This is a genomic window from Actinoplanes cyaneus (assembly GCF_016862095.1).
Lineage (GTDB): Bacteria > Actinomycetota > Actinomycetes > Mycobacteriales > Micromonosporaceae > Actinoplanes > Actinoplanes cyaneus.
Window position 1 is genome coordinate 1 of the sequence record NZ_BOMH01000061.1, and the last position, 24,451, is coordinate 24,451.

The following is a 24,451-nucleotide window of genomic DNA, read 5'->3' on the forward strand; positions in this document are numbered from 1 at the left end:
GCCCTCATCGGTGAACTGCGGGAACGCACCCAACGACTCAGCCGTCCCCGCCGGGCGCTGCCCGCGCGCGATGAGCCGACGGAGGCACTCGACGCAGCACTGCCGTCGGCTGGTTCACCATCGTCAGGCACCTGACGACCCGGCGTGGGCGCTCTGGACCGGCCGGGGCCGGCGCAGCTGATGTTCCGGCCCGACCGCCTCGGGCCGGCCGGCACGGTCCACGCCGCCGGACCGGCCGCCACCAGCAGCTGATCTCCGCCCGCGGGCCGGGGCCCGCGGGCCGGGTGTGCGACGGCTCGGACCGGGTATGCGGCGGCCATGCCTCAGCGCTTCGACGACTATTCACGGACCGCGATCGTCACCGGCTCCGACTCCGGCATCGGCCGGGCCACCGCGGTTGCCCTGGCCCGGGCCGGGTTCGACGTCGGGGTGACCTACCGGTCGGACTCCGACGGCGCGGAGGGCACCGCGGCGCAGGTTCGCGAGGCGGGCCGGCGCTGCGTCGTACGGCGGATGGATCTGTCCGAGCTGCCGGCGGCCGCCGACGTGATCGACGAGCTGGCCGCGGAGCTGGGCGGTCTCGGTGTCCTGGTCAACTGTGCCGGCACCGGCATCGCCACCCCGGTCGTCGACACGTCCTGGGAGGACTGGCGCCAGGTCCTCGCGGTCGACCTGGACGGGCCGTTCCTGTGCGCCCAGCGGGCGGCCCGGCACCTGCTGGACGCCGGGCGGGGCGGCCGGATCATCAACGTGACCAGCGTCCACGAGCACGCCCCGCGGGTCGGCTCCGGCGCCTACTGCGCGGCGAAGGGCGGCCTCGGGCTGCTCACCAAGGTCATGGCACAGGAACTGGCGGCGTCCGGGATCACCGTCAACGCGGTGGCCCCCGGCGAGATCGCCACCGGGATGACCGGCAACGAGGACGTCGACCCGCACACTGTCGAGCGCCCCGGCATCCCGGCCGGCCGTCCCGGCGACGCCAACGAGGTCGCCGCCGTGATCGCCATGCTGGCCTCCCCGTCGGCCGCCTACGTCACCGGGGCGTCCTGGGTGGTCGACGGCGGCATGCTGCTGATGGGCCCGCAGGCCGGCTCCCACCTGCAGTCCGGCGACTGGCGCGAGGGCTGACCCCCGGCCGGTGATCAGCGGCCGGCGGTCTCCGGGGCCTCCAAGCCGATCGAGGTGGTGTCGTCGCGGTGCGGCAGGGTCGCCGGGTCGGGCAGGTCCAGCAGGTCGTCGGCCGGGGCCGCGATCAGCCCGTTGCGGTGCGCGATCAGCCGCTCGCCGGCGACCAGGTCGTCCAGCATCGCGGCGAGCCGGGCCGACCCCGCCTTGTTCGAGCTCCACCCGAACAGCCGGGCGGCCGCCGCGATCAGATCATCGCTCTCGACCAGGCCGGCGTCGAGCACCAGGTATTCCAGCGCGAGCTGCAACTCGGCATCGGCGACCTGCTCCGGTTTGCGGGCCACCCCGTCGCCCGGCACCCGCACGGCGGGGATCGGGGCGTCGGCCGCGGTCACGAACGTACCGTCGAAATGGGCAGTCGATGCGGCGATCGCGGACTCGACAGCCTGCCGGATCGGCTGCGTGACCCGGCTGATCCCCCAGGCCTCGCGGATCCTGCGGAGGAGAACGGCCACGTGGACGGGCCCTTCCACCTCGGCGATCGTTTCGACGGTACGGACCAGCAACGCCCGTACCACGGTGTCGTTGACCCGTGCGGCCGCGGGCAGCGGCTCCAGCTGCGCGTGCTGGTAGGGCAGCGCCCATTCGGGTGGCTGCGCGGGCCGGGTCACCAGGTCGAGGTCGGGCTCGGCGAACAGGTCGGGGACGGCGAGCGCGTTCTCGATCGCGGTCCGCAGCCGGCCCTCCTCCTGCGCCCGGTCCCGGAACCAGGCGACGCTCCACACCCGGTGCAGGTGCCAGCCGAGGCCGTGCAGCACCTGTTCGCGCAGCCGGTCCCGGTCGCGCGCGTCGGTGAGCGCGGCATAGCCGGGGCCGTCGCACTGCACGCCGAGGGCGTAGGCGCCGAGGCCGGCGTCGGCGTGCCGTACGCCGATCTCGATGCGGCAGCCACCCACGCCGGCCTGACGGGTGATCGCGTAGCCCCACCCCTGGACGACGGCGGCGACGGATGCGGCCATCGGTGACAGCTCGCCGGCCTCCCCGGTGGCCGCGGCGGAGTCGAGGTACGCGGCCAGCCGCCGCTCCCCCTCGTCGGCCGGCTCCTCACGCCGTGCCTCGGCGATCGCGGTGACCACCTCCACGCAGTGGCGGGCGCGGGTGATCGCCACGTCGAGGCGGCGCGCGCCGGCCGGTCCCCCGGCGGCGGCGAGGTCCGGCCCGGTGGACAGGATGATCACGTCGCGCTCGTCGCCCTGCGCCGCGTCGGCGGGCTTGACGAAGAACCCGGTCAGCGGGTCGTCGCCGAGGAACCGTTCCAGGTCGGGCCGGGCGCCGAGGGCCAGCTCCACCGCGTCGGCGACCGCGTCGGCCTGCCCGGCGGTCAGCGTGACCACGCCCAGGGACATCGTCGGCCGGGTCGTGAAGTGGTGCGCGACCCGCTCGGCGACCAGCGCCGCCTCGGCCGCGGCGTCCACCGGCGGCAGACGGTGCACCCCCAGGTCAGGGCCGACCGGGTGCGCGCTCGGGAACGTGACGAGCCGGTCCTGGTAGAACGTGTGGTTGGCGAACGCGATCAGCGACTCGTGGCGGCTGCGATAGTGCCGGGTCAGCGCGAGCCGGGCGAACGCGCCGCAGTCGTTCGCGGCCACCAGCACCGAGGCCTGGCCGTTCGCGGGGGCCAGCTGCGCGTCGTCACCGATCACGATCAGTGACGTCCCGCGGTACGCGCACGCCACCGCCGCGGCGGGCGTCATCCGGGACGCCTCGTCGATGATCACCACGTCGAAGCGGCGGCCGGCCGGCAGGTAGCGGCTGACCGCGGCGGGCGGCATCACGAAACACGGTTTGAGGGCGGCGGCGGTGTCCCACGTACGCGCGAGAAGGTCCTTGACCGGAAGATGACCGTCCTGGCGCAGGCCTTCGGCCCGGATCAGCGCGGGAGCGCCCTCCTTGGTGACCGGGGGCCGGCGCGCGGTGAGGGCCTCGACGATCGTGCCGGCCGCGTCCTGCATCAGCTCGGCGTCGAGCCGGCGGAACTCCTCGACGAGTTCGTTGCGCTCGGCCGCGGCGAGCGGTGCGAGGCGCTCGTGCTCGGCGAGGACCGCGTCGGCCCACGCGCGGTAGACGGTCCGCTCGATCACCTGGCCGAGCCGGCCCACGTCGATGCCGTGGTCGGCGCAGTGGTCGACGACCGTGTCCAGCCCGTGCTCGGCGAGCACCTCACGGGCGGCCAGGTACTCGAACCACTCGCGCTGGCCGGTCTCGTCCTCACGCAGGTCGCGCAGCAGGTCACGGGCGGTCTCGAAGCGGTCCAGGCTGGTGGCGAGCCGGACCTGCCGGGCCGGGCCGAACGCGTCGATGATCCGCTGCCGGGCCTCCTGCCACAGGGCGATGAAGTCGGACAGGTCCGGTGCCGTCCCGCTGCGCAGCGCGGCCGCCTGCTCGGCGGTCAGCGCCACCTCGGAGCCGGTGCGCAGGGACCGGGCCCGCGCCGTCCAGTCGAGCGCCCGGTCGACGGCGCGCAGGTCGGTGTCCCGGCCGCGGAACGTCTCCCCGAGCATGGCCTGCAGCCCCGGTGTCGCCTCGGCCAGCGCCCGGGCGGCGCCGACCACCCGCAGGCGGATCGCGGCGATCTCCGTGGCCGAGGCCAGATCCAGCTCCCGGCCGGTGGCGGCGCTCAGCTGCCCGACCGTCGCGGCCACCGCCCGCAACGGCCCGACCTGGGCGCGCAGCCACGCGATCGCGGCCGTCACCGGCCCGTGGCCCAGTTCCGGCCGGGCCGCCGGTTCGGGCGCCGGGCGCAGCGTGGACCGCCAGTGACGGAACACGTCCCGCGCCTCGCCGGCCACCCGCGGCAGCTCACTGTCACCGCGGTTGCAGACGTAGTCGATGACCGCGGCCAGTGCCTCCGGCGGGGTCACCCGCAGCACCTCGCCGACCGTCTCCAGGGCCCGCCCGATCGCCAGGAAGTCGGTGTCGAGCCGCTTCCAGTAGCGGCCGAGCAGCGCGGCGTTCTGCCGTTCCGCGGCGATCAGCCCCTCGTTCGCGCGCCGCCAGGCGACGGCGAGCGGCAGGTTGGCGATCGCCTCGTCGACGGTGACGCCGGGCTCGGCGAGAGCGGCCACGGTCTCCTTGTCCCAGCGGTGCGCGGCCAGCAGCTTGCGCATGCCGCGGTGCACGGTCGCGAACCGTTCGGCGAGATCCTCGACCGGCTCGTGCAGCACCGCCTCGGTGAAGTACTCCCGGGCCTGCGCCCGGGCCGCGGCGACCGCCTCGACGTGCCGCCGCAGCGCGCCGGCCGCGGCGTGCACGCCTGCCTGCGCGCCCGGCCCGAACCAGGCCGCCTCCGGCTTGTCCGGGCGGGCGCCCAGCTCGGCGACGAGCGTGACCAGCTCGACGTCGGAGAAGGTGACGATGTCGGGCAGGCCGAGCCGTCCGGTGATCCGGTCCAGGCTCCGCTGCTGATGTTCCAGCTCGTCGGCGTCGGCGGCGAACCTCCCGGCCAGGGCCTTGGCGGCGTCCGCGGTCAGCGGCGCGACCTCGACCGCGGGCGGGTCCAGCTCCGGCTGCTCGGGGAGCGCCGCGACCTCCTGCTCGGCGAGCTCGGCGGCGCCCAGACCGGTCCGGGCCCGGGCCTGCTCCTCGGCCCGCCGGACGTCGTCGATCAGCTGGGCCAGGGTCTCCGCGGCCTCCCGGATCGGGCGCAGGCTGGCCGCGGTGAGCCAGTGGTCGGCGGCCTCGGCCGGCCGGGTCGCGGCGTGCGCGGCGAGCTCGGCCAGTTCCGCGGCGTCGACCGGGAGCCGGACATGGAACGCGGCGGCGATCGGCGCGTACGCGTCGGTGGCCTCACCCAGCACGTCCAGCGCGAGTTGCGCCTGCTCCAGCGCGGCCTCGAGCGATCCCCGCTCCATCACCTCACGCCAGCGGAAGCCGCTGCGCTCGGTGGCCGGCCGCCACGCGCCGCGCAGCCGATCGGCGGCGGCCCGGACCCGCTCCAGCGCCTCCTCGGTCAGCGTGAGCGGCTGGAACGCCGGCGCCGGACTCTCCGGGACCCCGTCGAGAAGGGCATGGCGCCCGATGACGTCGTGCAGGCTCGCTCCCAGCGGTTCCCGGATCTCGTTGACCGCTTCGGCGTACGCCGTGAGCCGCTCCCGCCGGTCCCGCAGCGTCTCCCGATCGTGCTCGTCCATCCCGGGTGACGGCAGCGGAACCGCCTCCAGAGCGGCGGCCAGGGCGGCCGCGACCTGACGTCGCCCGGCGCGCCGCCCGTGCAGGTCCAGCAGGTAGTTGCCGAGCCCGGCGGCGGCCAGCCGGTGCTGGACCACGTCGAGCGCGGACGCGGTCTCGGAGACGAACAGCACCCGCTTGCCGGCGTGGGTCAGCGCGCCGATCATGTTCGCCACGGTCTGCGACTTGCCGGTCCCGGGCGGGCCGTCGACGACGAAACTGTGCCCGGCCAGCGCCGCGGCGACGCACCCGCGCTGGTCGGCGTCGGCGTCCAGCAGCAGCGGCACGCCGTCGTCCAGCCCGTCCAGCTCGCCCGGTTCGAACGCGAAACTGCCGTCGTCGGCGGCCAGCGCCCGTACCACCGGATGGTCCAGGATCGCCGCCTCGTGCTCGGCGAGGTCGTCCCGGACCGCCTCGGCGGCCAGGTCGAAGGCGGCCAGCGCCACCGCGTCGGCGAGCCGCCAGCCGGACCGTTTCGCGATCCCCCGGCGCAGCGCCTCCGGGTCAGCGCTCAGCTCGACGCCGAGCGCGCGCAGGCGCCGGGCCAGGGCCGGGTTGAGCACCGGATCCCCGACGCCGGCGCGCAGCCGCGGCACGTCACCCGGGCCGAGCGCGACCAGGTCGACCGGGGTGAGCAGCACCGGGCTGGCGTGCGCGGCACCGTCCGCGTCCTGCCAGTGCAGCAGGCCGGTGGCCAGGTGCAGGACGTCCTCGCCACGGTCCAGGCTTTCCTGGTGGGAACGCCGGCGCAGGTGCCGCAGCAGGGTCTGCAGCGCGTCCGCGGCCAGCTCGGTGCGCAGCGTGTCGCCGCCCGCGCCGAACGACCAGTCCCGCCCCTGGCGCAGCCGGTCCAGCACGGCGTCCGCGCCGGGGGCGGTGATCTCGACCAGGTCGGCCCCGGCACGCGGCAGGTCGATGAGCCGGTCGGCGGCGCTGGGGTCGCTGATCCCGTCACGCCAGGCGGCGAGGGCCGCGCGAGCGTCGTCGCCCGGCCCGCTCTGTCCTTCGTCATCTTCCGGCCGCATGTGCCCATTGCAGCAAGGCAACCGATCCCTTGCTGGCGATTCGTCCGAAAGACACCCACGTTTGCGGCGTGTTCGCCCGTTACCCCCGGCGGCGGGCCACCAGCACCGCGTCGTGGACGATGCCGTCGCGGCCCTCGCGGGGCCTCTTCTCCGCGGCCCGCACCTCCCATCCGGCCGGGTCCAGCTCGGCGGCCAGCTCCGCGGCGGTGAACATCATGTCCGGGAAGTGCATCGGCCTAGGCGCGGTGGCCAGGTCGTCCGGGTGATGGCCGACGAGCAGCAGCGTGCCGCCGGGCCGCACCGCGCCGGCCAGCCGGGCGTAGAGCTCCCGCCGCGCGTCCGCCGGCAGGTGCATGAAGTGGGCCGACACCAGGTCGTACTCCCGCTCCCGCGGCGGCTGCTCGCGCAGGTCGGCCTGGGTGAACGTGATCCGATCGGCGAGCCCGGCGGCCTTCGCGTGCCCGGCCGCCCGCTCCAGCGCCACCGCGGAGATGTCCACGCCGGTGACCTCCCAGCCGCGCGCCGCGAGCCAGACCGCATCGGCGCCCTCGCCGCAGCCGACGTCCAGCGCGCGACCGGCGGGCAGGCCGGCGGCCTCGGCCACGAGCTGCACGTTCGGCTCACCGCTCCATATCGCGTCCGAGGACCGGTAGCGCTCCTCCCACGCGTCCGCCTCGAACATCGTCTCCTGCTGCCGGCGGTGCCCGGCGACCGCGTCCCGGACCTCCTCGGCGATCAGATCCGTGTTGATCATCGCGGCGGCGGTCTGCGCGGCCGCCGCGGCGACCGCCACGGTCGCGCCCAGGTTCGTCACGTTCCCGGCCACCCAGACACCGGGAACCGCTGTCGCGCCGGTCTCCTCGGCCGGAATCCGCAGGCCCATGACATGCCCGTTCATCTCCATCGGCGCCGGTTCCAGCCCCAGCGAGCGCAGGAACTCGGAGCGCGCGACGAACCGCGGGCCGACCGCGATCACCTCGAGATCAACGACCCGACCACCATCGAGACGTACGGCGGTGAGACGCCCGTCCTCGGTCAGCACCTCCTCGATCGGCTCGCGCACCACCGGGATCCTGCGGGCCGCCAACTGCTCCGCCTGCTCGGGCGCCGGCGCCGGCCCGCCGTTGAGCAGGAACACCACGTCGTTGCTGAGCTGCCGCCACAACTGCGCGTGGTGCACGCTCAGCGGGCCGGTGGCGAGCACCCCGATCCGCCGGTCACGCAGCTCCCAGCCGTGGCAGTACGGGCAGTGCGCCACCTGGTCGCCCCAGTGCTCGGCCAGCCCCGGGATGTCCGGCAACTCGTCAACCAGGCCGGTGGTGACCAGCAGCCGCCGCGCGCGCACCTGCTCCCCGCCGGCCAGCGTCACCAGGAAGCCGTCACCGGTTCGCTCGGCCCGCTCGGCGGTGCCCTCGCGCACCTCCCCGCCGTACTCCGCGACCTCGGCCCGGCCCGCCTTGTACAACTCGGCGGGCGCGACACCCTCGCGGCCGAGCAGGTTGTGCACATGCCCGGCCGGTGCGTTGCGCGGATCTCCCCGGTCGATCACCAGGACCGACCGGCGGGACCGGGCCAGGGTGACCGCACCGCTCAGCCCGGCCGCGCCGCCACCGATCACCACGACGTCGTACGTCTGCTCCATGGTTCTTCCTTTCGTCGTTGCTGCCGCCACCGTCGCTCGCCCGTCGCCATAACGGCAAGTATCTTTGCTGTTATGGCAAAAGCCCTGGCATCGGTCGGCCCACAACTGCGCGCGCTGCGGCAGAAACGCGACATCACCCTGACCCAGCTCGCCGAGACCACCGGCATCTCCGTCAGCACGCTGTCCCGGCTCGAGTCCGGCACCCGGAAACCCACGCTGGAACTGCTGCTGCCGCTCGCCGAGGCATACCAGGTGACGCTCGACGAACTGGTCGACGCCCCGGAAACCGGCGACCCCCGGGTCCGGCAACGGCCGATCGAGCGCAACGGCCACATCTACGTCCCGCTCACCCGCCGCCCCGGCGGCGTCCAGGCGTTCAAACAGATCATCCCGCCCACGCCGCCCGACTTCGGCATGGACCAGCAGACCCACGAAGGCTACGAATGGCTCTACGTCCTGAGCGGCCTCATCCGTTTGCGGCTCGGCGACCACGACATCGTGCTGACCCCGGGCGAGGCCGCCGAGTTCGACACCAGGCTCCCCCACCTGGTCCTGAACCCCGGCACCGAGCCCGCCGAGATCATCAGCCTGTTCGGCCCGCAGGGGGAGCGGGTGCATGTCCGTGCGCGCCCCCGACCCTAGCCGGTCACGGCCCCCGTCCCGGAGTTGTCCACACCAGCGCTCTGTCCACAGGCCCCCAGCACACCCTCGCCCCTCCCCGCCAGAATGACCGGCGTGGAGGTGGCCCCCCTGGGAGGGCGGGTACTGTCCGCGCACCCCTGGCCGAGAGGCTTGCCAGGCGGGGTGGGCGCCGGGCACGGTCTTGACGCCGCTCACGGTTTCGGCGTGGCCGAGGTCGCTTGCCAGGCCGGGCGGGCTTCGGCTTCTGGTGGTGCCGCCGGTCGCGGTCGCCGGCTGGCGCTCACGGTTGCATCCCGAGCCGGAAACAACCCTGAGCACCAGCCGAACCCACGCGGCTGGCACTCACGGTTGTATCCCGAGCCGGATACAACCCTGAGCACCAGCCGAACCCGCGCGGCTGGTGCTCAGGGTTGTATCCAGGTGCGGAAACAACGTTGAGCGCCAGCCGGGCCCGGGGAAGGCTCACGCTTCGCGCCCATCGAGCGGGCCGGCAACCGACTGCGGGGTGTCCGATGCGAGCAGCTCCCGGCGGGTTGCCCGCCGAGCGCTGCTGGGAGTCGCGGCCCGAGGCCGCGTCGGGTTCCGGTGCGTCAGCGCTGTCCGGTCCATCCGGTGCGTCAGCGGTGTCCGGTCCGGCCAGCGAGGTCCGGGTGCGTCGGTGGTGTTCCGTGCGTCAGCGGTGTCCGGTCCGGCCAGCGAGGTCCGGGTGCGTCGGTGATGTTCCGTGCGTCAACGGTGTCCGGTCCGGCCAGCGGGGTGCGGGTGGGTGGACCGTGTTGGGGGTGTCAGGCGATCTTCATGCTGTAGACGACGACGTCGTGGTCGGAGAACGCGGTGTCGCCGACCGCACACCAGCGCCACGGCTCGGTGCTGAAGACGTGGTCGAGCTTGACGTTCCACACGGTGGTCGAGCGGCCGGTACGCAGCGGGTTCGCCGCGTCGGTCTGGTCGCATTCGCGGTATCCGGTGGTGCCGTCCCAGTACAGGCCGGCCGGCCACACCCAGTCGCGGGAGCTGTCGCCGGGCCAGTCCGGCGGTACCACGTTCAGGTCGCCGCCGAAGGCCACGTGGTCGTACCTGTCGACAACTGCCTTGACCTCGGCCAGCTGGTCGTCGGCGTAGTCCCAGGTGGGGTGGTCGGGGTTGACCCCGTACCGGGAGAGGTGCAGGTTGCAGAGCCGGATGTTGTCGAAGTACGTGGCCGTGGCGCACTGCTGCACGGTGTTCTGCCCGTTCCACGGCTGGGTGGTCGGGATGATCTGCGGGTTGGTCAGCCCGGCGTGGACGACGATGGCGGTGCCGTAGCGGTCCTGCCGGCTGCTGCCGTCGTTGCCGCACCGGCTGTTGGTCAGCACCCCGTTGTTGGAGTAGAAGTACGGCGCGAAGTTCTTGCTCCAGCCGGAGCCGAGCGAGGCCTTCAGCGTGGTGAGGTCGTTCTCGCAGATCTCCTGCAGGAGCATGGCCTGCACGTAGTTCTTGTCCACGTGGTACTTGATGACGCCGAGCTTGTCGGCGAAGGTGCCGTAGGACCCGCAGTTCCAGCTGGTGCGCTGGGAGTCGCACATGTTCCACGACATCAGTTGCAGATTCGTCCCGGCGGGCGCGGCGGCCGCTGCGGGCGTGACCGGCACCAGCGCGGCCAGCATGAGCAGAGCGCCGGTGAGGGCGGCGCGAAGCTTCCTCAAGATTTCTCCCCGTAGTGATGGTTTCCGTCGATATGGAACGGAGTGGCCACTGTAGATGTTGTTGCCAGTTAAGTTGCACCGCGGGGCGAGCGGCGAGCGGCGTACGCCGAAGCAGGGTTTAAGGTTGCGGGTTGTGGATCTCTCGGTGACGGTGGACGACGGGGTGGCGCTGCTGGAGATGCGGCGGCCGCCGGCCAATCACTTCGACGAGGTGCTGATCGGCGGGATCGTCGACGCCGCGCTGGGGCTGGACGACGATCCGCGGTGCCGGGTGATCGTGCTGGCCTCGGAGGGCAGGCATTTCTGCGCCGGGGCGGATTTCGGCGGCGGCGACTTCGCGGCCGATCACGTGGACGCGGCGGCCCGGTTGTATCGGCGGGCGGTGCGGCTGTTCGAGGTGCGGACGCCGATCGTGGCGGCGGTGCAGGGCACGGCGGTCGGGGGTGGGCTGGGCCTGGCGTGCGCTGCCGACTTCCGGGTGGCGGAGGCGGGCACGCGGTTCGTGGCGAACTTCGCCCGGCTCGGGTTCCATCAGGGGTTCGGGCTCAGCGTCACGCTGCCGGAGTTGGTCGGGCGGCAGAAGGCGACCGACATGATGCTGACGGCGCGCCGGGTGGGTGGCGAGGAGGCGTATCGGATCGGGCTGGCCGACCGGCTCGCCGAGCCCGGGCGGGTGCGGGAGACCGCGCGGGCCCTGGCGCTGGAGATCGCCGCGTCGGCGCCGCTGGCGGTCCGGTCGATGCGGGCCACGCTGCGCGGTGATCTGGCCGGCCGGGTGCGGGCGGCGCTCGATCATGAGCTGGCCGAGCAGCGGGTGCACTGGGCGACCAGGGATGCCGCGGAGGGGATCGCGGCGAGCCTGGCCCGGCGGAGCCCGGTCTTCACGGGGGAGTGAGCCGGGACGGCAGCGCCGGGAACGTGACGATCATGGCGACGCCCGGATCGCGGTGCTCGGCGGCCGCCGTCCCGCCGTGCGCGACCGCGAGCTGACGCACGATCCACAGCCCGAGCCCGACCCCTTCGGGCCCGCCGACCGCGAACTGCCCGAACAGCGAGCCTCGCAGCGACTCCGGGATGCCGGGCCCGTGATCGCGGACCTCCAGCCGGTCCACGTCCCCGTCACGGCTGATTCTGATCACCACGGGCGGCCCGCCGTAGCGCAGCGCGTTGCTCACCAGGTTCAGCAGGATCTGCTCGAATCGCTGCTTGTCGACCTCGATCGTCAGGTCCGGGCCGACCTCGACCTCGATCTCCTCGTCCGGGTGCAGGTAGGTCAGCGCGTCCCGGACGAGGGTGAGCGCCGGATACTCCTGCCGGTCCAGCTTCAGCTCCCCCGAGCTGTCGATCCGCTGGACGTCGAGCAGCGCGTCGGCGAGCCGGTTGATCCGTGCGGCCTGCCGCAACGCCCCGTCGAGCATGAGCGCCTCCACCCCGGTCGCGTCCTCGCGCAGCTCGTCGAGAACGATCTGCACCGCGCTCAGCGGGCTGCGCACGTCGTGCGCCAGAGTGTTGATCATCGCGGCCCGCCACCGTTCGATCCGGGCGAGCCGTTCGCGGTCGTCGCGCAGGTGGCGGGCCTGTGCCTCGATCAGCAGCGCCACCGTGACGGCGACCGGCATGATGATCGCCGCGCTGCCGAGGACGAGCGGTGGCTGACCGGTGATGATCAGTGGAATCAGGTAGGCGAGGGTCGCCGGGAGGACGTAGGCGAGCAGGATCCATCGCGGGAAGTGCAGCGCCGCCCAGGCGTAGAGCAGCACCAGGAAGGGCCCGGTGCCGGCCGCGACCCCGCCGAACGACCAGGTGGACATGCCGAGGACGACGAACCCGGCGAGCCCGATCAGGGCCGGCGCGTTCCGGACGGTCCGCCGCCACGGGTACAGCAGCGCGACCGCCGCCACGGCCGTGTCGCAGACCGCGACCAGGTGCAGCCGGCGGGCGTGCGCCGGGTCGGTCACGGTGCCGAGCAATGCCAGGAGCGCGGCCAGCGCGAAGAGCACACCGGCCTGCCGGGCCGCCGCACGCGGTCCGGAACCCAGCAGCCGGAAGGGCCCGATCCGTTCTACAAGGTCAACCTAGGCGACCCGGTTCCGCAGCGGGCGGCCCTCCCGGAAGGCGGCGAGGTTTTCCTCGATCAGCCGCGCCGCGCCGAGCGGGCGCCCGCCTGCCGCGTGCGGAGTGATGATCACATTCGGCTCGTCCCACAGCCCGGACTCCGCGGGCAGCGGCTCGGTCGCGAAGACGTCGAGCGCGGCCCCGCCGATCCGGCCCGCCCGCACCGCGCCGAGCAGCGCGTCCTCGTCCAGCGTGCTGCCCCGCCCGACGTTGACCACCCAGGCGTGCGACGGCAGAAGATCGAAGACAGGACCGTTCAGGGTACGTTCGGTCTCCGCGGTCGCCGGAAGGATCCCGACCAGCACGTCGGCCGTCGGCAGCAGCTCGGGCAGGCCCGTGTCGGTCACGACCGGGAAGCCGTGCCGCTCCCCCGGGCTGCGGGCCACGCCCGTGACCCGGGCGCCGAGCGCCGCGAGCAGCGGCGCGAGGGTCGCCGCGATGCCACCGAAGCCCCAGATCACCACGTGCGCGCCCCGCAGCGTACGGAAGGAGCTCCGGTCCTCGACCGGTTGCCGCCCGCCCAGCTCACCGGCCCAGCGGTGCTCGAGCTGCGCCCGGACCAGCAGGTTGATCCGCCGTGCGGCGGCGAGCAACAGGGCGAGGGTGTGCTCGGCGACCGTCTGGTCGTGCAGCCCGAGCCCGGCGGTGACCACGACGGCCGGGTCGAAGCCGGCCTGCAGCACCGCGTCCGGCCCGGCGGCCAGGGTCTGCACCCAGCGCAACCGGGTGAGCCGCTGAGCCGCGTCGGCGAGCTGGGCCGCCGGGTTGCCCCAGACGACCAGCACCTCCGCGTCGGCGTGCTCGTCGGGGACGGGCACGCCGATCGCGTAGGTGACGGCGGTGACGCCGTCCGGCAGGGCGACGTCGAGTTCCACGGAGTCGGGCAGCAGCACCTTCATCCGCTCATTAAAGCCGGTGGATCAGCTGCCGACCGGCCCGCCGTCGCCGCGCCAGGTCACGATGACCGCCGGCTTGGCGTAATCGCCGTCCGGCCAGACCGAGGCCGGCTTGTCGACGGTCGCGCCGGTGATCTCGCCGGGGTGCTGGACCGCGGTGAACACCGACCTGTCGTCGGCGGTGATGAACGGGCCGCAGGTCTCGGCGCCGACCGGCACGGTGAGGAACTGCTTGAGGTGGCCCTTCTCCCGGCCCTCGACCGGCACCGCGAACAGGCCGTCGTTGGTCTTCAGGGTGCTGGGCGTGCCGTCGGTGGAGATCCACAGGTTGCCGGCGCTGTCGAAGGCGACGTTGTCCGGGCAGGAGATCGGCGAGACGGCGCTCTTGTCGTACCCGCCGAAGTAGGTGTCGGCCGCGGCCGGGTCGCCGCAGACGATCGGCAGCTGCCAGCGGAACGTGGTGCCGGTGTGGTCGCCGCGGTCCTCGGTGATCTCGAAGATGTGGCCGTGCTTGTTCGCCACGCGCGGGTTCGCCTCGTCGACCGGCGCGTTGGCGCCGACACCACGGTTGGTGTTGTTGGTCATCGCCGCGTAGATCTTGCCGGTACGCAGGCTCGGCTGCACGTCCTCGGGCCGGTCCATCTTGGTCGCGCCGACCGCGTCGCCCGCCTGGCGGGTGAAGGTCAGCACCTCGGCCGCGGTCATGCCCGGCACGAACGACCGGTTGCCGGAGACCAGCTTGATCCACTGTCCCTTGCCGTCGAACCGCCCGTCCGACGGCAGCTGCCCGGTGCCGTCGATCTCGGACGCCGGGCTGTCGCCGGTGACCTTGGCGACGTAGAGCGTGCCCGACTCCAGCAGCGTCAGGTTGTGCTTGCGGGCCAGGTGCGAGTGACCCGGGAGGTACTTCTTCTCGGACACGAACTTGTACAGGTACTCGAAGCGCTCGTCGTCACCCATGTACGCCACGACGTGCCCGTTGCGGGCCACGATGACGTTCGCGCCCTCGTGCTTGAGCCGGCCCATCGCGGTGTGCTTGCGCGGCGCCGCGTCCGGGTCGGACGGGTCCACCTCGACGATCCAGCCGAACCGGTTCGCCTCGTTCGGGTGCTTGGCCAGGTCGAAGCGCTCCTGCGCGCGGTCCCACTTGCGCGAGCCGCTCGGGTAGCGGCTGGTGGTCGGGATGCCGTAGCGGGCCAGCCGGACCTTGTCGGCCTCCGGAGCGCTGTCCGCGCCGACGAAGTACTGGTTGAAGTTCTCCTCGCCGGAGAGCACCGTGCCCCACGGGGTGACGCCGCCGGAGCAGTTGTTCAGCGTGCCGATGACGGTGGTGCCGCGCGGGTCAGCGGCGGTCTTCAGCGCGGCCGTGCCGGCGGCCGGGCCGGTCAGCCTGAACCTGGTGGCGAGCGCCGTGATCCGGCGGTTGTAGGGCAGGTGGCGGCTCTTCACCGGCTTCCACTGACCGGTGCGCCCGACCCGCTCGATCTCGACCACGGAGAGGCCGTGCGCGGCGATCGCGGTCTCGATCTGCTCGACGGTGAGCGCGTCCAGGCTGGTGAAGCCGGGGAACATCAGCTCCTCGTTGGTGTACTCGTGGTTCACCACGAGCAGCGCCCGATCGTCGCGACCGGGCAGCGGGACCACGCCGACGAAGTCGTTGTTGTAGCCGAACTGCAGCGACTGGCGGGCCGCGCTCTGGTGGTGCAGGTCGAACGCGGGCGCGCCGGCGACGACCGGGTCACCCCAGCGGATCACGACCGACGTCTTGTATCCGGCCGGGATGGTGACCGCGTCCCGCGTGTTCGGGGCGACAGTCTCGAACGTCAGGGCGCCGGCCCGGGTGGGGCGGTGGCTCAGGGACTCCGGGATCAGGGCTTCCGGGGTCGCGGCCATCGCCGGGGTGGCGGCCGCGACAGCGCCACCGAAGCCCAGCACCATCCCGCCGACGGCGCCGGCGCGCAGGACCCCGCGGCGGCTCAGCTCGGAGCTGACGACATCGCCGAGGTACGCGTTCCCGGACTCGTTGGGCGCGGGGTGGTCACACGCGTTCCCGCAACGGTAGAGACAGGTCATCGCGTCCCGGTTGCCGCCGCTGTGTCCCAGCAGTGGAAGGAAACGGCGAGGCTTGTCTGTCATGAAATCTCCCTCGTGAATGGTCCCGCGCAGGTGACGGCCTTCCCGGCAAGGTATGAAAACCGGCGTACGGCGGCCACCGGGGCCCGGTGAACGAAAGGTGAACGTCGAAGTCGCCACCCCATCGTCCACCGTTCCCGGCGAGCAGGGGAAGGCCCGCCGACCGCCGCGGCCGCTCAGCGACGTCGATGCCGTCCGTCCGCCGTCCACTCCGCCCGCCCGGCAGGCGACGTGCCGACGGCACCGGGGACCTCTGCATCGCCCGGCACGGTCCTTCTGGTGAACGCCGTTGTCAGCCGGGCGGCGAGAGGCCGTTCCACCTGGCGGCTCACCAGGACCGACACGCCGATCAGGGCCACGACGACGAGGACCAGCAGCAGGACCGGGTCGATCGTCGTGTGCCGGCGGAGCAGGTGGACGGCGGCGAATCCCGCGACGTAGTGCAGCAGGTAGAACGGGTAGGTGGCGGTGCCGAGGGCCGCCAGCGGGCGCCAGCGGATCCGGTCGAGGCGGCCCACCGCCAGCAGGGCCAGGGCGGCGAAGCAGAGCGTCACCGCGATGCTCGACGGCGTGTAGGACATGCCGTGGCCGGCCTGCCACGGGTTGCCCTCGTAGTAGTGCATCGACAGGGCCCAGCTGAGCGCGACGAGCAACCACAGCTCCGGCCGGGAGCCACGACGATGGATCAGGTGGAACGCGATGCCCGCCACGAAGTAGTGGGAGTTGCCGCGCATCGTCAGAGCGTCGAGCCAGGGTTTCCCGATCTCGGCCGCCAGCACCGAGGCCGCGCTCCAGAGCAGGCAGAAGGCGACCACGTTGCGGTACGTGACACCGATCCACACCACGACGAGGAACAGCAGGTAGAACTTGAGTTCCAGCCAGAGCGTCCAGTAGACGTCGTCGACGCGGCGCACGCCGAGCGGGTCGGCGAGCAGGAACATGTTCGCGAAGAACGCCCGGAACGGGACCGGGGTGAACACCCGTGGATAGCCGGCGGCGACCACCGTCGTGATCGTCATGCAGACCCACAGGGCTGGGAACAGGCGCACGAACCGGGAGCGCAGGTACTGCTCGGGGGTGCGGTCCCAGGCGGTCATGCAGACCACGAAACCGCTGATCATGAAGAAGAACGGGACGCCGACCCAGCCGTACGCCGCGATCCGGTAGAACGCGCCGAAGACCGCTTCGGGCGGTTCGCCCCAGATGCGGACGCTCCCGGTACCGGCGACCGCCACCAGGTGGAAGAGGGCGACGCCGAGGGCCGCGACGAACCGGAAGAGGTCCAGTGCCGCCAGGCGCGTGCGCCGGCCGTCCGGCGCGGCGGGGACCGCCGGTTCGGTGAGCCGGACCGGTTCGACCGCCGTCATCGTCATGGGGCCGCCTCCGTCACCGGCGCCGCGGTCACGGCGCGCAGCAGCCGGACCCACGGTGACCAGCGGGCCGGGTGACGGACCCGGCCGGTGGCGGCGCGTTCGGCGTTGTCCAGCAGGCCGGCCACGAGCGCCTGGTGCGTCCAGCGCACCGCCAGCGGCCAGAGCAGCAGCATCGCGCCGCGCGGCCGGCCCACCAGGATGTGCACCACCTCGGACCGGTCCACCGCGAGCGACCGTACCCACAGCTCGTGGAAGCCCTCGAACGGCGAGTCGGCCAGGAAGGTGAAGCGGATCCGCAGGCCCGGCTCGTACGCGGTGACGGTGTACCTGAGGTTGCCGTGGCCGCCGGTCGCGCCGGCGCCGAGCGGCCGGTCGAGCCGTAGCGGCTCCTGGTCGACCGGCCACAGCCGGTCGCCCGGACCGGCGAGCCGGTCGAGCAGGTTACCGAGAACCCTGACCGGCGCCGGGATGACGCGGCGTTGCATGTTGATCATTGAATCTCCGTCCGGGCATGGCGAAGCGATCCACCACCGGGAGGGGTGAACGCAGGGGGTGTCGTGTGACGTTCGGTGGCTACCGGGCCGGGCGGGGCAACGCCTCACCGAGTTCTGACCAGGTCGTGGGGTCGTCGGGATCGGCGAGCCGCGTGCCGCGCAGCACCTGGATCAACTCGCCGTTCTGCTCCGGCGCCGTGGCGGTCGCCTCGATCAGGTACGCGCCGTCGGCGGTGTACCGGAAGCAGCGGCTCTGCCCGGGCACGCAGAACGGATCGACGGGTGACGGATACGCCGAGGGGTCCGACGTCGGCCAGACCGAGGAGCCGGCCGACGGATCGTAGGACGGCCACCTCGACGGGTCGAGGGACGGCTCGTAGGAAGGGCCGGCCGACGGCTGGGCGGAGGTCCTGCGCAGGAGCGGGGGGAGCTGACTCTCGCCGTACCACAGGGGAAAGACCTTGATCCGCAGACTGTCGGCGTCCGCGCCGGTCAGCGGCCCGCTCAGCCCGGAGTACCGCTCCGGCTGCCGGGTGAACCGGGCGGCGCCCCGCTGCACGTGGGCGCCGGACACGCTGTCGTCCGCGACGAGGCCCATCGAGCTGAGCTGGTAGCCGGCCGGGAGGTAGGTCATCCGCCAGGGCAGTGTCGCCGGACGGCTCGGCCCGATCCGCATCGCCGCCGCCACGTGCACCATGTCGTTCAGGCTCAGGTGGCCGGGGGCGGAGCGGATCACCGCCCAGGCGTCCGGCCCGTACTGCCAGGCCAGCATGGTGTCCGGGACGTACCGCCCGGTGGTCCCGCCGACCTGCACCGGCTCGCCGCCGCCGACCGCCGCCGAGTCGAAGACCCCGTACCGGTAGACGGTGAGCACCGAGCTGCTGACCTCGACCTTCTCGGAGGTGCCGTCGCCCCGGTCGAGGCGGGTCGCCTCGTCGCCGCGCCGGATCCGGGCTTGCTGATAGCCGGGGGTGACGTTGACCGGGTCGCTGACCGCGATGCCGCCGATCGTGTAGCCGGTCAGGGTGTAGCCGAACGCCGTCACCGGGTAGCGAATCGCGTCCTGGGCGCTCGCCGGCACCTCACCGTGCCCGGCGACGATCTGCGGCACCACCGCGACGGCGGCGACCGCCAGTATCGTCCCGGCCGCGCCGGCGGCCCAGGCCGCGCGCCGGCGGGCCCGGCGGGTGCGGCCTCCCGCGACGAAGTCGTCGGTGCTGTGCCGCATGGGCGGTTCGCCGGCGTACGCCGTCTCCAGCAACTCACGCATGTCTGGCATAGCGCTCCACCTCGTCCAACTCTCCGGCCGGCAGATCCGCGCCGGCGCCCAGAACCTCACGCAGCGTCCGCAGGCCCCGGACGATGTGGCTCTTCACGGTGGCCTCCGGGCAGTCGAGCGCCTCGGCGGTCTCCTGCACGGTCAGGCCTTCGAAATAGTGGAGCACCAGCACGGCCCGGCGGCGCCGCGGCAGCCGGTCGAGCGCGGCGTGGATGCGCAGGCGCTCGTCGACCTCGTCGGTGCGGTCGGGGACGGCGCGCTCCGGGATGGCGTGACCGGCCGGCTGCTCACGGCGCCACCACGGGCGGCGCCCCTCGTCGATGGCGGCGCGCACCACCATGCTTCGGGCGTAGCTCTCCGGCCGGTCGACGCGCCGCCACCGGGTGTAGAGCTTCGCCAGGGCGGTGAAGACCGCGTCCTCCGCCAGTTGCCAGTCGCCGCAGGTGAGGTACGCGAGCCGGCGCAACGAGTGCGCCTGCGCGTCGACGAAACTTCGATAGTTCGTCTCTTCGTCACTGTTCACCAACCATGGCTCCTGTCTGTCCGAGCACTAGACGGCCGGAAGACCCTGCTCCGGATGCGGTGGAGCCGAACTATTTTCGGAGAAGATTCTGCCCGGCCCCGTTCGCCCTGGTCAGCCTGGTGGGACTCATCCTGGCCGGCCGCTGCGGAAACGAACGGGCACAGCGGGCGCGCGACGAGGCCGTGATGCTGCCGTGGCCGGCGCGGCACGCGGATCCCGCACGGCGGGAGCAGTTCGTGAAGGCGACTCCGACACAGCGTCGGCCATCGATAGGAAACCGTCCTGTCCGGGCTCCGCGCAGACCGGTTGCGTTAACGCTAACAAGAGCGCTCTTCGTGCGCCAGGGCGGGAGTTTCGGCAGGCAGAACATCGACGCCGCCCTCTTGACAGCGCTATCGATGTTTGCGTACACATTGCCTACCGCCCCGATACGAAACATCCCCGATACATCCACGTTGCGTCCCCATCCCGCATCGGAGGACTTCGCATGCCCCGAAACAGAAAGCGCCTGGCCGGCGTAGCAGCCGTCCTGGTCTCCCTGCCGCTGGCGGCCGCCCCGCCGGTCTCGGCGAGTCCGGTCGAACCGGACTACACGATCACGGTCGGCCCGGCGGCCGACGGCGCCCGGCTGTCCCGTCAGCAGTACGGCGTCTTCTTCGAGGACATCAACTACGCGGCCGACGGCGGTCTCTACGCCGAGCTGGTGCGCAACCGCTCGTTCGAGTTCGACGCCACCGACGCGACCGGCTTCACCGGCCTGACCGCCTGGACCCCGTCCGGCTCGGCGACCGTGGTGAACGACGACCGGCGGCTCAACGACCGCAACCGCAACTACCTGAAGCTGACCGGCAGCGTCACCAACGCCGGCTACAACAGCGGCATCGCCCTGAAGAAGGGTGAACGGTACGACTTCTCGATCTGGGCCCGCGGCACCGCCACCGTCCAGGTCGACGTGACCGGCGCGCGGCCGATCACGATCGGAGTCAGCGGTGACTCCTGGAGGAAGTACACCGGGGTCGTCAAGGCGGGTGCCACCACCGACAAGGGCCGCCTGACGGTCAGCACGGCAGGGGCGCTCAGCCTCGACGAGATCTCGCTGTTCCCGCACGACACCTACAAGGGACGCGCGAACGGCCTGCGCGAGGACCTCGCCGAGAAGATCGCGGCCCTGCACCCGGGCTTCGTCCGCTTCCCCGGCGGCTGCCTGGTCAACACCGGCAGCATGTCCTCCTACGACGCCGCGAGCAACTACCCGCGCGCCCGCGCCTACCAGTGGAAGGACACGGTGGGGCCGGTCGAGACGCGCGCCACCAACAAGAACTTCTGGGGCTACAACCAGTCCTACGGCCTGGGCTACTACGAGTACTTCCAGTTCTCCGAGGACATCGGCGCGATGCCGCTACCGGTGCTGCCGGCCCTGGTCACCGGGTGCGGGCAGAACAAGGCCACGGTCGACGAGGCGTTGTTGCAGCGGCACATCCAGGACGCGCTCGACCTGATCGAGTTCGCCAACGGGCCGGTCACCTCGACGTGGGGCAAGCTCCGCGCGCAGATGGGCCACCCGAAGCCGTTCGGCCTGACCACTGTCGCGGTCGGCAACGAGGAGAACCTGCCCGAGGAGTACTGGGCGAACTTCGTCAAGTTCGAGGCCGCGATCAAGGCGAAGCACCCGGGCTTCACGGTCGTCAGCAACTCCGGCCCGGACGACCAGGGTGCCACCTTCGACAACCTGTGGGCCAAGAACAAGGCCCACGGCACGGACATGGTCGACGAGCACTACTACAACAGCCCGGCGTGGTTCCTGCAGAACAACGCGCGCTACGACTCGTACGACAGGAATGGTCCGAAGGTCTTCCTCGGTGAATACGCGTCACTGGACGCCAAGTTCGCGAACTCCCTCGCCGAGGCCGCCTACATGACGGGCCTGGAGCGCAACGCCGACGTGGTGAAGATGGCGTCCTACGCGCCGCTGCTCGCCAACATCGACAACGTGCAGTGGAAGCCGGACATGATCTGGTTCGACAACGACGAGTCGTGGGGCTCGACCAGCTACCAGATGCAGAAGCTGTTCATGAACAACGTCGGCGACCGGGTCGTGCCGAGCGCGGTCAGCGGCGGCCGCGTCGTGCAGCCGAAGCCGATCACCGGCGCGATCGGCCTGTCCACCTGGCGGACCGCCGCGACCTACGACGACGTCAAGGTGACCAGGCCGGACGGCACGACGATCTTCAGTGACGACTTCGGTGACGGCAACGCCGACGGCTGGACCCCGGTGCAGAACCGTGGCGCCTGGACGGTGATCGGCGGCGGGTACGCCCAGACGACCACCGACACCGAGGACACCATGGTCAAGGCTGCGACCATCACCGACACCGACTACGACTACACGCTCAAGGCCACCAAGCAGGCCGGCGCCGAGGGCTTCCTGGTCGCGTTCGGCATCCAGGACACCGGCAACTTCTACTGGTGGAACCTGGGCGGCTGGAACAACACCCAGGGCGCTGTCGAGAAGGGCATCACCAGCGCCAAGGAGCAGATCCTCACCAAGCCGAACACGGTCACCACGGGTCAGACCTACGACCTGAAGATCTCCGTCCGCGGTACGAAGGTGACCCTCTACCTCGACGGCCAGGAGTGGGGCAGCTTCGACGACAACGCCGTGACCGAGCCGTTCGCGCAGGTCGTCACGACCGACGCGAAGACCGGTGAGCTGATCGTCAAGGTGGTGAACGCCCAGGACACCCCGGCGACCACGACGATCGACCTCGGCGGGCGCAAGGTCGCGAGCACGGCGAAGATGACCGTTCTCGCCGGTGACCCGGGTGAGCAGAACACCCGTACCGCCGAGCCGATCCTGCCTGTCACCAGCACGATCAAGGGCGTCTCGTCGAGCTTCACCCGTGAGTTCCCGGCCAACTCGGTCACCTTCCTGCGCATCCGGACCCGATGAGGAGCCCGATCATGAATCGTCGGACCCTACTGACCGGCGGCGCCGCCCTCGGCACGCTCGCCGTCATCCTGCCCGCCGGCGCCGAGGGCGCCCCACACGCCGACCCGGTGCGCACCGACGCCGAGATCTACGGCGTCCCGACCACCCAGCCGCTGATCAGCCGGCGGGCCGACCCGTTCATCAGCCAGCGGTACGACGGGACGTACTACTTCACCGGTTCGGTGCCGGAGTACGACCGGATCGTGCTGCGCAGGTCGCCGACCCTGGCCGGGCTCACCGACGCGACCGAGACGACCATCTGGACGCGGCCGTCGAGCGGCAAGATGGGTGGTTTCGTCTGGGCGCCGGAGATCCACCGGATCGGCGGGAAGTGGTACATCTACTTCACCAGCAGCGACGCTGACGACATCTGGCACATTCGCCCGTTCGTCCTGGAATCGGCTCTCGACGATCCGATGGACCCGGCCGGCTGGACCGTCAAGGGCGAGATCGCGCTCGAATGGGACAGCTTCGCGCTGGACGCGACAGTGTTCAGCCACCGTGGCCGGCAGTACCTGCTGTGGGCGCAGAGCGAGCCGGAGATCGTCGCGAACTCCAGCGTCTACATCGCCGAGCTGGCGAACCCGTGGACGCTCAAAACCAAACCGACGCGGCTGACCACGCCGACGAAGAGCTGGGAGATCCAGGGCTACCGGGTGAACGAGGGCCCGGCCGTGATCATCCGCAACGGGCGGGTGTTCCTCACGTACTCGGCGAGCGCGACCGACGCGAACTACTGCATGGGCCTGCTCACCGCTGACGCGCACGCCGACCTGCTGGACCGGGCGAGCTGGGTGAAGAGCCCGGACCCGATCTTCGTCAGCAACGACGACACGAAGCGGTGGGGCCCCGGGCACAACTCGTTCACGGTGGCCGAGGACGGGAAGACCGACGTGCTGGTCTATCACGCCCGCGACTACAAGCAGATCACCGGCGACCCGCTGTACGACCCCAACCGCCACACCCGGGTGCAGAAGCTCTACTGGCATCCGGACGGGACGCCGCTGTTCGGCGTGCCGGTCGGTGACGGCGGCCCGATCGTGCGGCTCAGCGTCGCCGGTCAGTTCGTGCGCCACGCGGGAACGGCCGTCCAGGTCGCCCCGGCGCCGCACGACCTGGCCTCGACCCAGTTCCGGTTCACCGCCTCCGCCGGCGGCGAGCTCATCCAGTCGGTCGACAAGCCGTCCCTGTTCGTCCGGATCGACGGCACGTCCGTGACGCTGGACGCCGCCGGCACGCCGGTGCGCCGGGTCCCGGCCCGGGGCGGGGTGACGATCCGGACGGTCGCCGACCCGGCCGTGTACCTGCGGGTGGCCTCCGGCGTCGTCACCACCGGCACCACGGGGACGGTCTTCCAGCTCAGCTGAGACCGAGGCCGGTCACCGGCAGCCCGCTGATGCGGGGCGATCAGCGCCCTCGAACCAGCGAGCAGCCGGTGGCCGGCGACCGCGGGACCCGCACCGCAGCATCCAGCCGAGCACCACGATCCCGGCAGCGCACCACGGCCGTGGCCCCGCCTCACGCGACGCCGTGACCGGTCACCCCCAGCCGCGACTTCCGCTCGCAGCCGGACATCCGAAAGGATTTCAGCCGTCCGTGCGGCAACTCCCTACCGTTCGGTCAATTCACAAGTTGATCTTGGGGAAATACCTTTCGTGATCAAGCGGTCACCGAGCCTGCGTGGCCACGGAGGGGATTCACCACAGTGCAACCAGATATGCCACCGGAACAGCATCCACAACAGCCCGGTGGACAGTTCCCACCACCCGGCGCGGGCATCCCGCCGTACCAGCCAGGTGGACAGTTCCCGCCGCCGGGTGCGGGCTTTCCGCCGGGCCAGCCGGGCGGGCAGTTCCCGCCGCAGCAGCCCTACTTCCCGGGTCAGTACCCGCCCCCGGCGCCGCCGAAGAAGAGCCGCAAAACACTCTGGATCATCCTGGGGATCATCGGCGGGCTGGTCGTCCTCTGCTGCGGCGGAGGGTTCGCGATCTTCGGCAAGGCCGCCTCGGACGTCACCAAGGAGTCCAAGACCGATCACACGGTCCGCTACGAGGTGACCGGCGGGGACGCCGCCGACATCACTTACACCACCGCGAACTTCGGCACCGAGCAGGCCGGCGGCGCTGCCCTGCCGTGGACGAAGGAGGTCACGGTGACCGGCTGGAACGTCGTCTCGCTCATCGCGCAGGACAAAGGCAGCGGATCGGTCGGCTGCAAAATCTACATCGACGGCGCGCTGAAGGTGGAACAGAAGTCCACCGGCGACTTCGCCGTGGTCACCTGCACTGCCAGCAATCTGTAGA

At 71.9% G+C, this 24,451-nt stretch carries 16 protein-coding genes; 6 read left to right on the top strand and 10 right to left on the bottom strand.

What is annotated here, in order from left to right:
* Positions 1–318: 318 nt before the first annotated feature.
* Positions 319–1,128: an SDR family oxidoreductase gene (locus Acy02nite_RS36030; RefSeq protein ID WP_203751713.1), complete on the top strand. Its 810-nt coding sequence runs from the start codon at positions 319–321 to the stop codon at positions 1,126–1,128.
* A 14-nt stretch (positions 1,129–1,142) separates the two neighbouring features.
* Here Acy02nite_RS36030 and Acy02nite_RS36035 read toward each other — a convergent pair whose 3' ends face one another.
* Positions 1,143–6,377: a DUF3320 domain-containing protein gene (locus Acy02nite_RS36035; RefSeq protein WP_203751716.1), complete on the bottom strand. Its 5,235-nt coding sequence runs from the start codon at positions 6,375–6,377 to the stop codon at positions 1,143–1,145.
* Positions 6,378–6,456: 79 nt separating this feature from the next.
* Positions 6,457–8,019, bottom strand: coding sequence for a bifunctional NAD(P)/FAD-dependent oxidoreductase/class I SAM-dependent methyltransferase (locus tag Acy02nite_RS36040; RefSeq protein WP_203751719.1), 1,563 nt, complete (start codon positions 8,017–8,019; stop codon positions 6,457–6,459).
* A 72-nt stretch (positions 8,020–8,091) separates the two neighbouring features.
* Between Acy02nite_RS36040 and Acy02nite_RS36045 the strand changes: the two genes are divergently transcribed.
* A complete protein-coding gene (locus tag Acy02nite_RS36045; RefSeq protein ID WP_203751722.1) occupies positions 8,092–8,661 on the top strand; it encodes a helix-turn-helix domain-containing protein in 570 nt (189 codons plus the stop codon).
* Between the two features lie 785 nt (positions 8,662–9,446).
* Here Acy02nite_RS36045 and Acy02nite_RS36050 read toward each other — a convergent pair.
* Positions 9,447–10,346: an endonuclease/exonuclease/phosphatase family protein gene (locus Acy02nite_RS36050; protein ID WP_239175495.1), complete on the bottom strand. Its 900-nt coding sequence runs from the start codon at positions 10,344–10,346 to the stop codon at positions 9,447–9,449.
* A gap of 133 nt (positions 10,347–10,479) precedes the next feature.
* Between Acy02nite_RS36050 and Acy02nite_RS36055 the strand changes: the two genes are divergently transcribed.
* Positions 10,480–11,241, top strand: coding sequence for an enoyl-CoA hydratase/isomerase family protein (locus tag Acy02nite_RS36055; protein WP_239175496.1), 762 nt, complete (start codon positions 10,480–10,482; stop codon positions 11,239–11,241).
* On the opposite strand, the gene Acy02nite_RS36060 is transcribed toward Acy02nite_RS36055, so the two are convergent.
* The 7 genes from Acy02nite_RS36060 to Acy02nite_RS36090 all read right to left on the bottom strand — a co-directional run bounded on the left by Acy02nite_RS36060 (position 11,228) and on the right by Acy02nite_RS36090 (position 19,159).
* Positions 11,228–12,346, bottom strand: coding sequence for a sensor histidine kinase (locus Acy02nite_RS36060; protein WP_239175497.1), 1,119 nt, complete (start codon positions 12,344–12,346; stop codon positions 11,228–11,230). The genes Acy02nite_RS36055 and Acy02nite_RS36060 overlap by 14 nt on opposite strands.
* 75 nt (positions 12,347–12,421) lie before the next feature.
* Entirely contained in the window at positions 12,422–13,360 is a 939-nt protein-coding gene (locus Acy02nite_RS36065; RefSeq protein WP_203751726.1) for an NAD(P)-dependent oxidoreductase, read from the bottom strand.
* A 21-nt stretch (positions 13,361–13,381) separates the two neighbouring features.
* Entirely contained in the window at positions 13,382–15,493 is a 2,112-nt protein-coding gene (locus Acy02nite_RS36070) for a PhoX family protein (protein WP_203751736.1), read from the bottom strand.
* A gap of 173 nt (positions 15,494–15,666) precedes the next feature.
* On the bottom strand, positions 15,667–16,863 hold the full coding sequence (locus Acy02nite_RS36075) for an acyltransferase family protein (protein ID WP_203751739.1): 1,197 nt from the start codon (positions 16,861–16,863) through the stop codon (positions 15,667–15,669).
* Positions 16,860–17,348, bottom strand: a complete 489-nt coding sequence (locus Acy02nite_RS36080; protein WP_203751742.1) for an SRPBCC family protein — start codon at positions 17,346–17,348, stop codon at positions 16,860–16,862. Before Acy02nite_RS36080 ends, Acy02nite_RS36075 begins: the two co-directional genes overlap by 4 nt.
* Before the next feature lie 88 nt (positions 17,349–17,436).
* Complete coding sequence (locus Acy02nite_RS36085) at positions 17,437–18,636, bottom strand: hypothetical protein (protein ID WP_203751744.1); 1,200 nt, start codon at positions 18,634–18,636, stop codon at positions 17,437–17,439.
* Positions 18,620–19,159: a SigE family RNA polymerase sigma factor gene (locus Acy02nite_RS36090; RefSeq protein WP_203751747.1), complete on the bottom strand. Its 540-nt coding sequence runs from the start codon at positions 19,157–19,159 to the stop codon at positions 18,620–18,622. Before Acy02nite_RS36090 ends, Acy02nite_RS36085 begins: the two co-directional genes overlap by 17 nt.
* Before the next feature lie 487 nt (positions 19,160–19,646).
* Between Acy02nite_RS36090 and Acy02nite_RS36095 the strand changes: the two genes are divergently transcribed.
* The 3 genes from Acy02nite_RS36095 (at position 19,647) to Acy02nite_RS36105 (ending at position 24,450) form a co-directional block, all read left to right on the top strand.
* Positions 19,647–22,109, top strand: a complete 2,463-nt coding sequence (locus tag Acy02nite_RS36095; protein ID WP_203751762.1) for an alpha-L-arabinofuranosidase family protein — start codon at positions 19,647–19,649, stop codon at positions 22,107–22,109.
* A gap of 11 nt (positions 22,110–22,120) precedes the next feature.
* Complete coding sequence (locus tag Acy02nite_RS36100; protein ID WP_203751765.1) at positions 22,121–23,515, top strand: glycoside hydrolase family 43 protein; 1,395 nt, start codon at positions 22,121–22,123, stop codon at positions 23,513–23,515.
* A 350-nt stretch (positions 23,516–23,865) separates the two neighbouring features.
* The gene (locus tag Acy02nite_RS36105) at positions 23,866–24,450 is read left to right on the top strand and encodes an MmpS family transport accessory protein (protein ID WP_203751768.1); all 585 of its coding nucleotides are present in this window, start codon (positions 23,866–23,868) and stop codon (positions 24,448–24,450) included.
* Position 24,451: the final 1 nt, after the last annotated feature.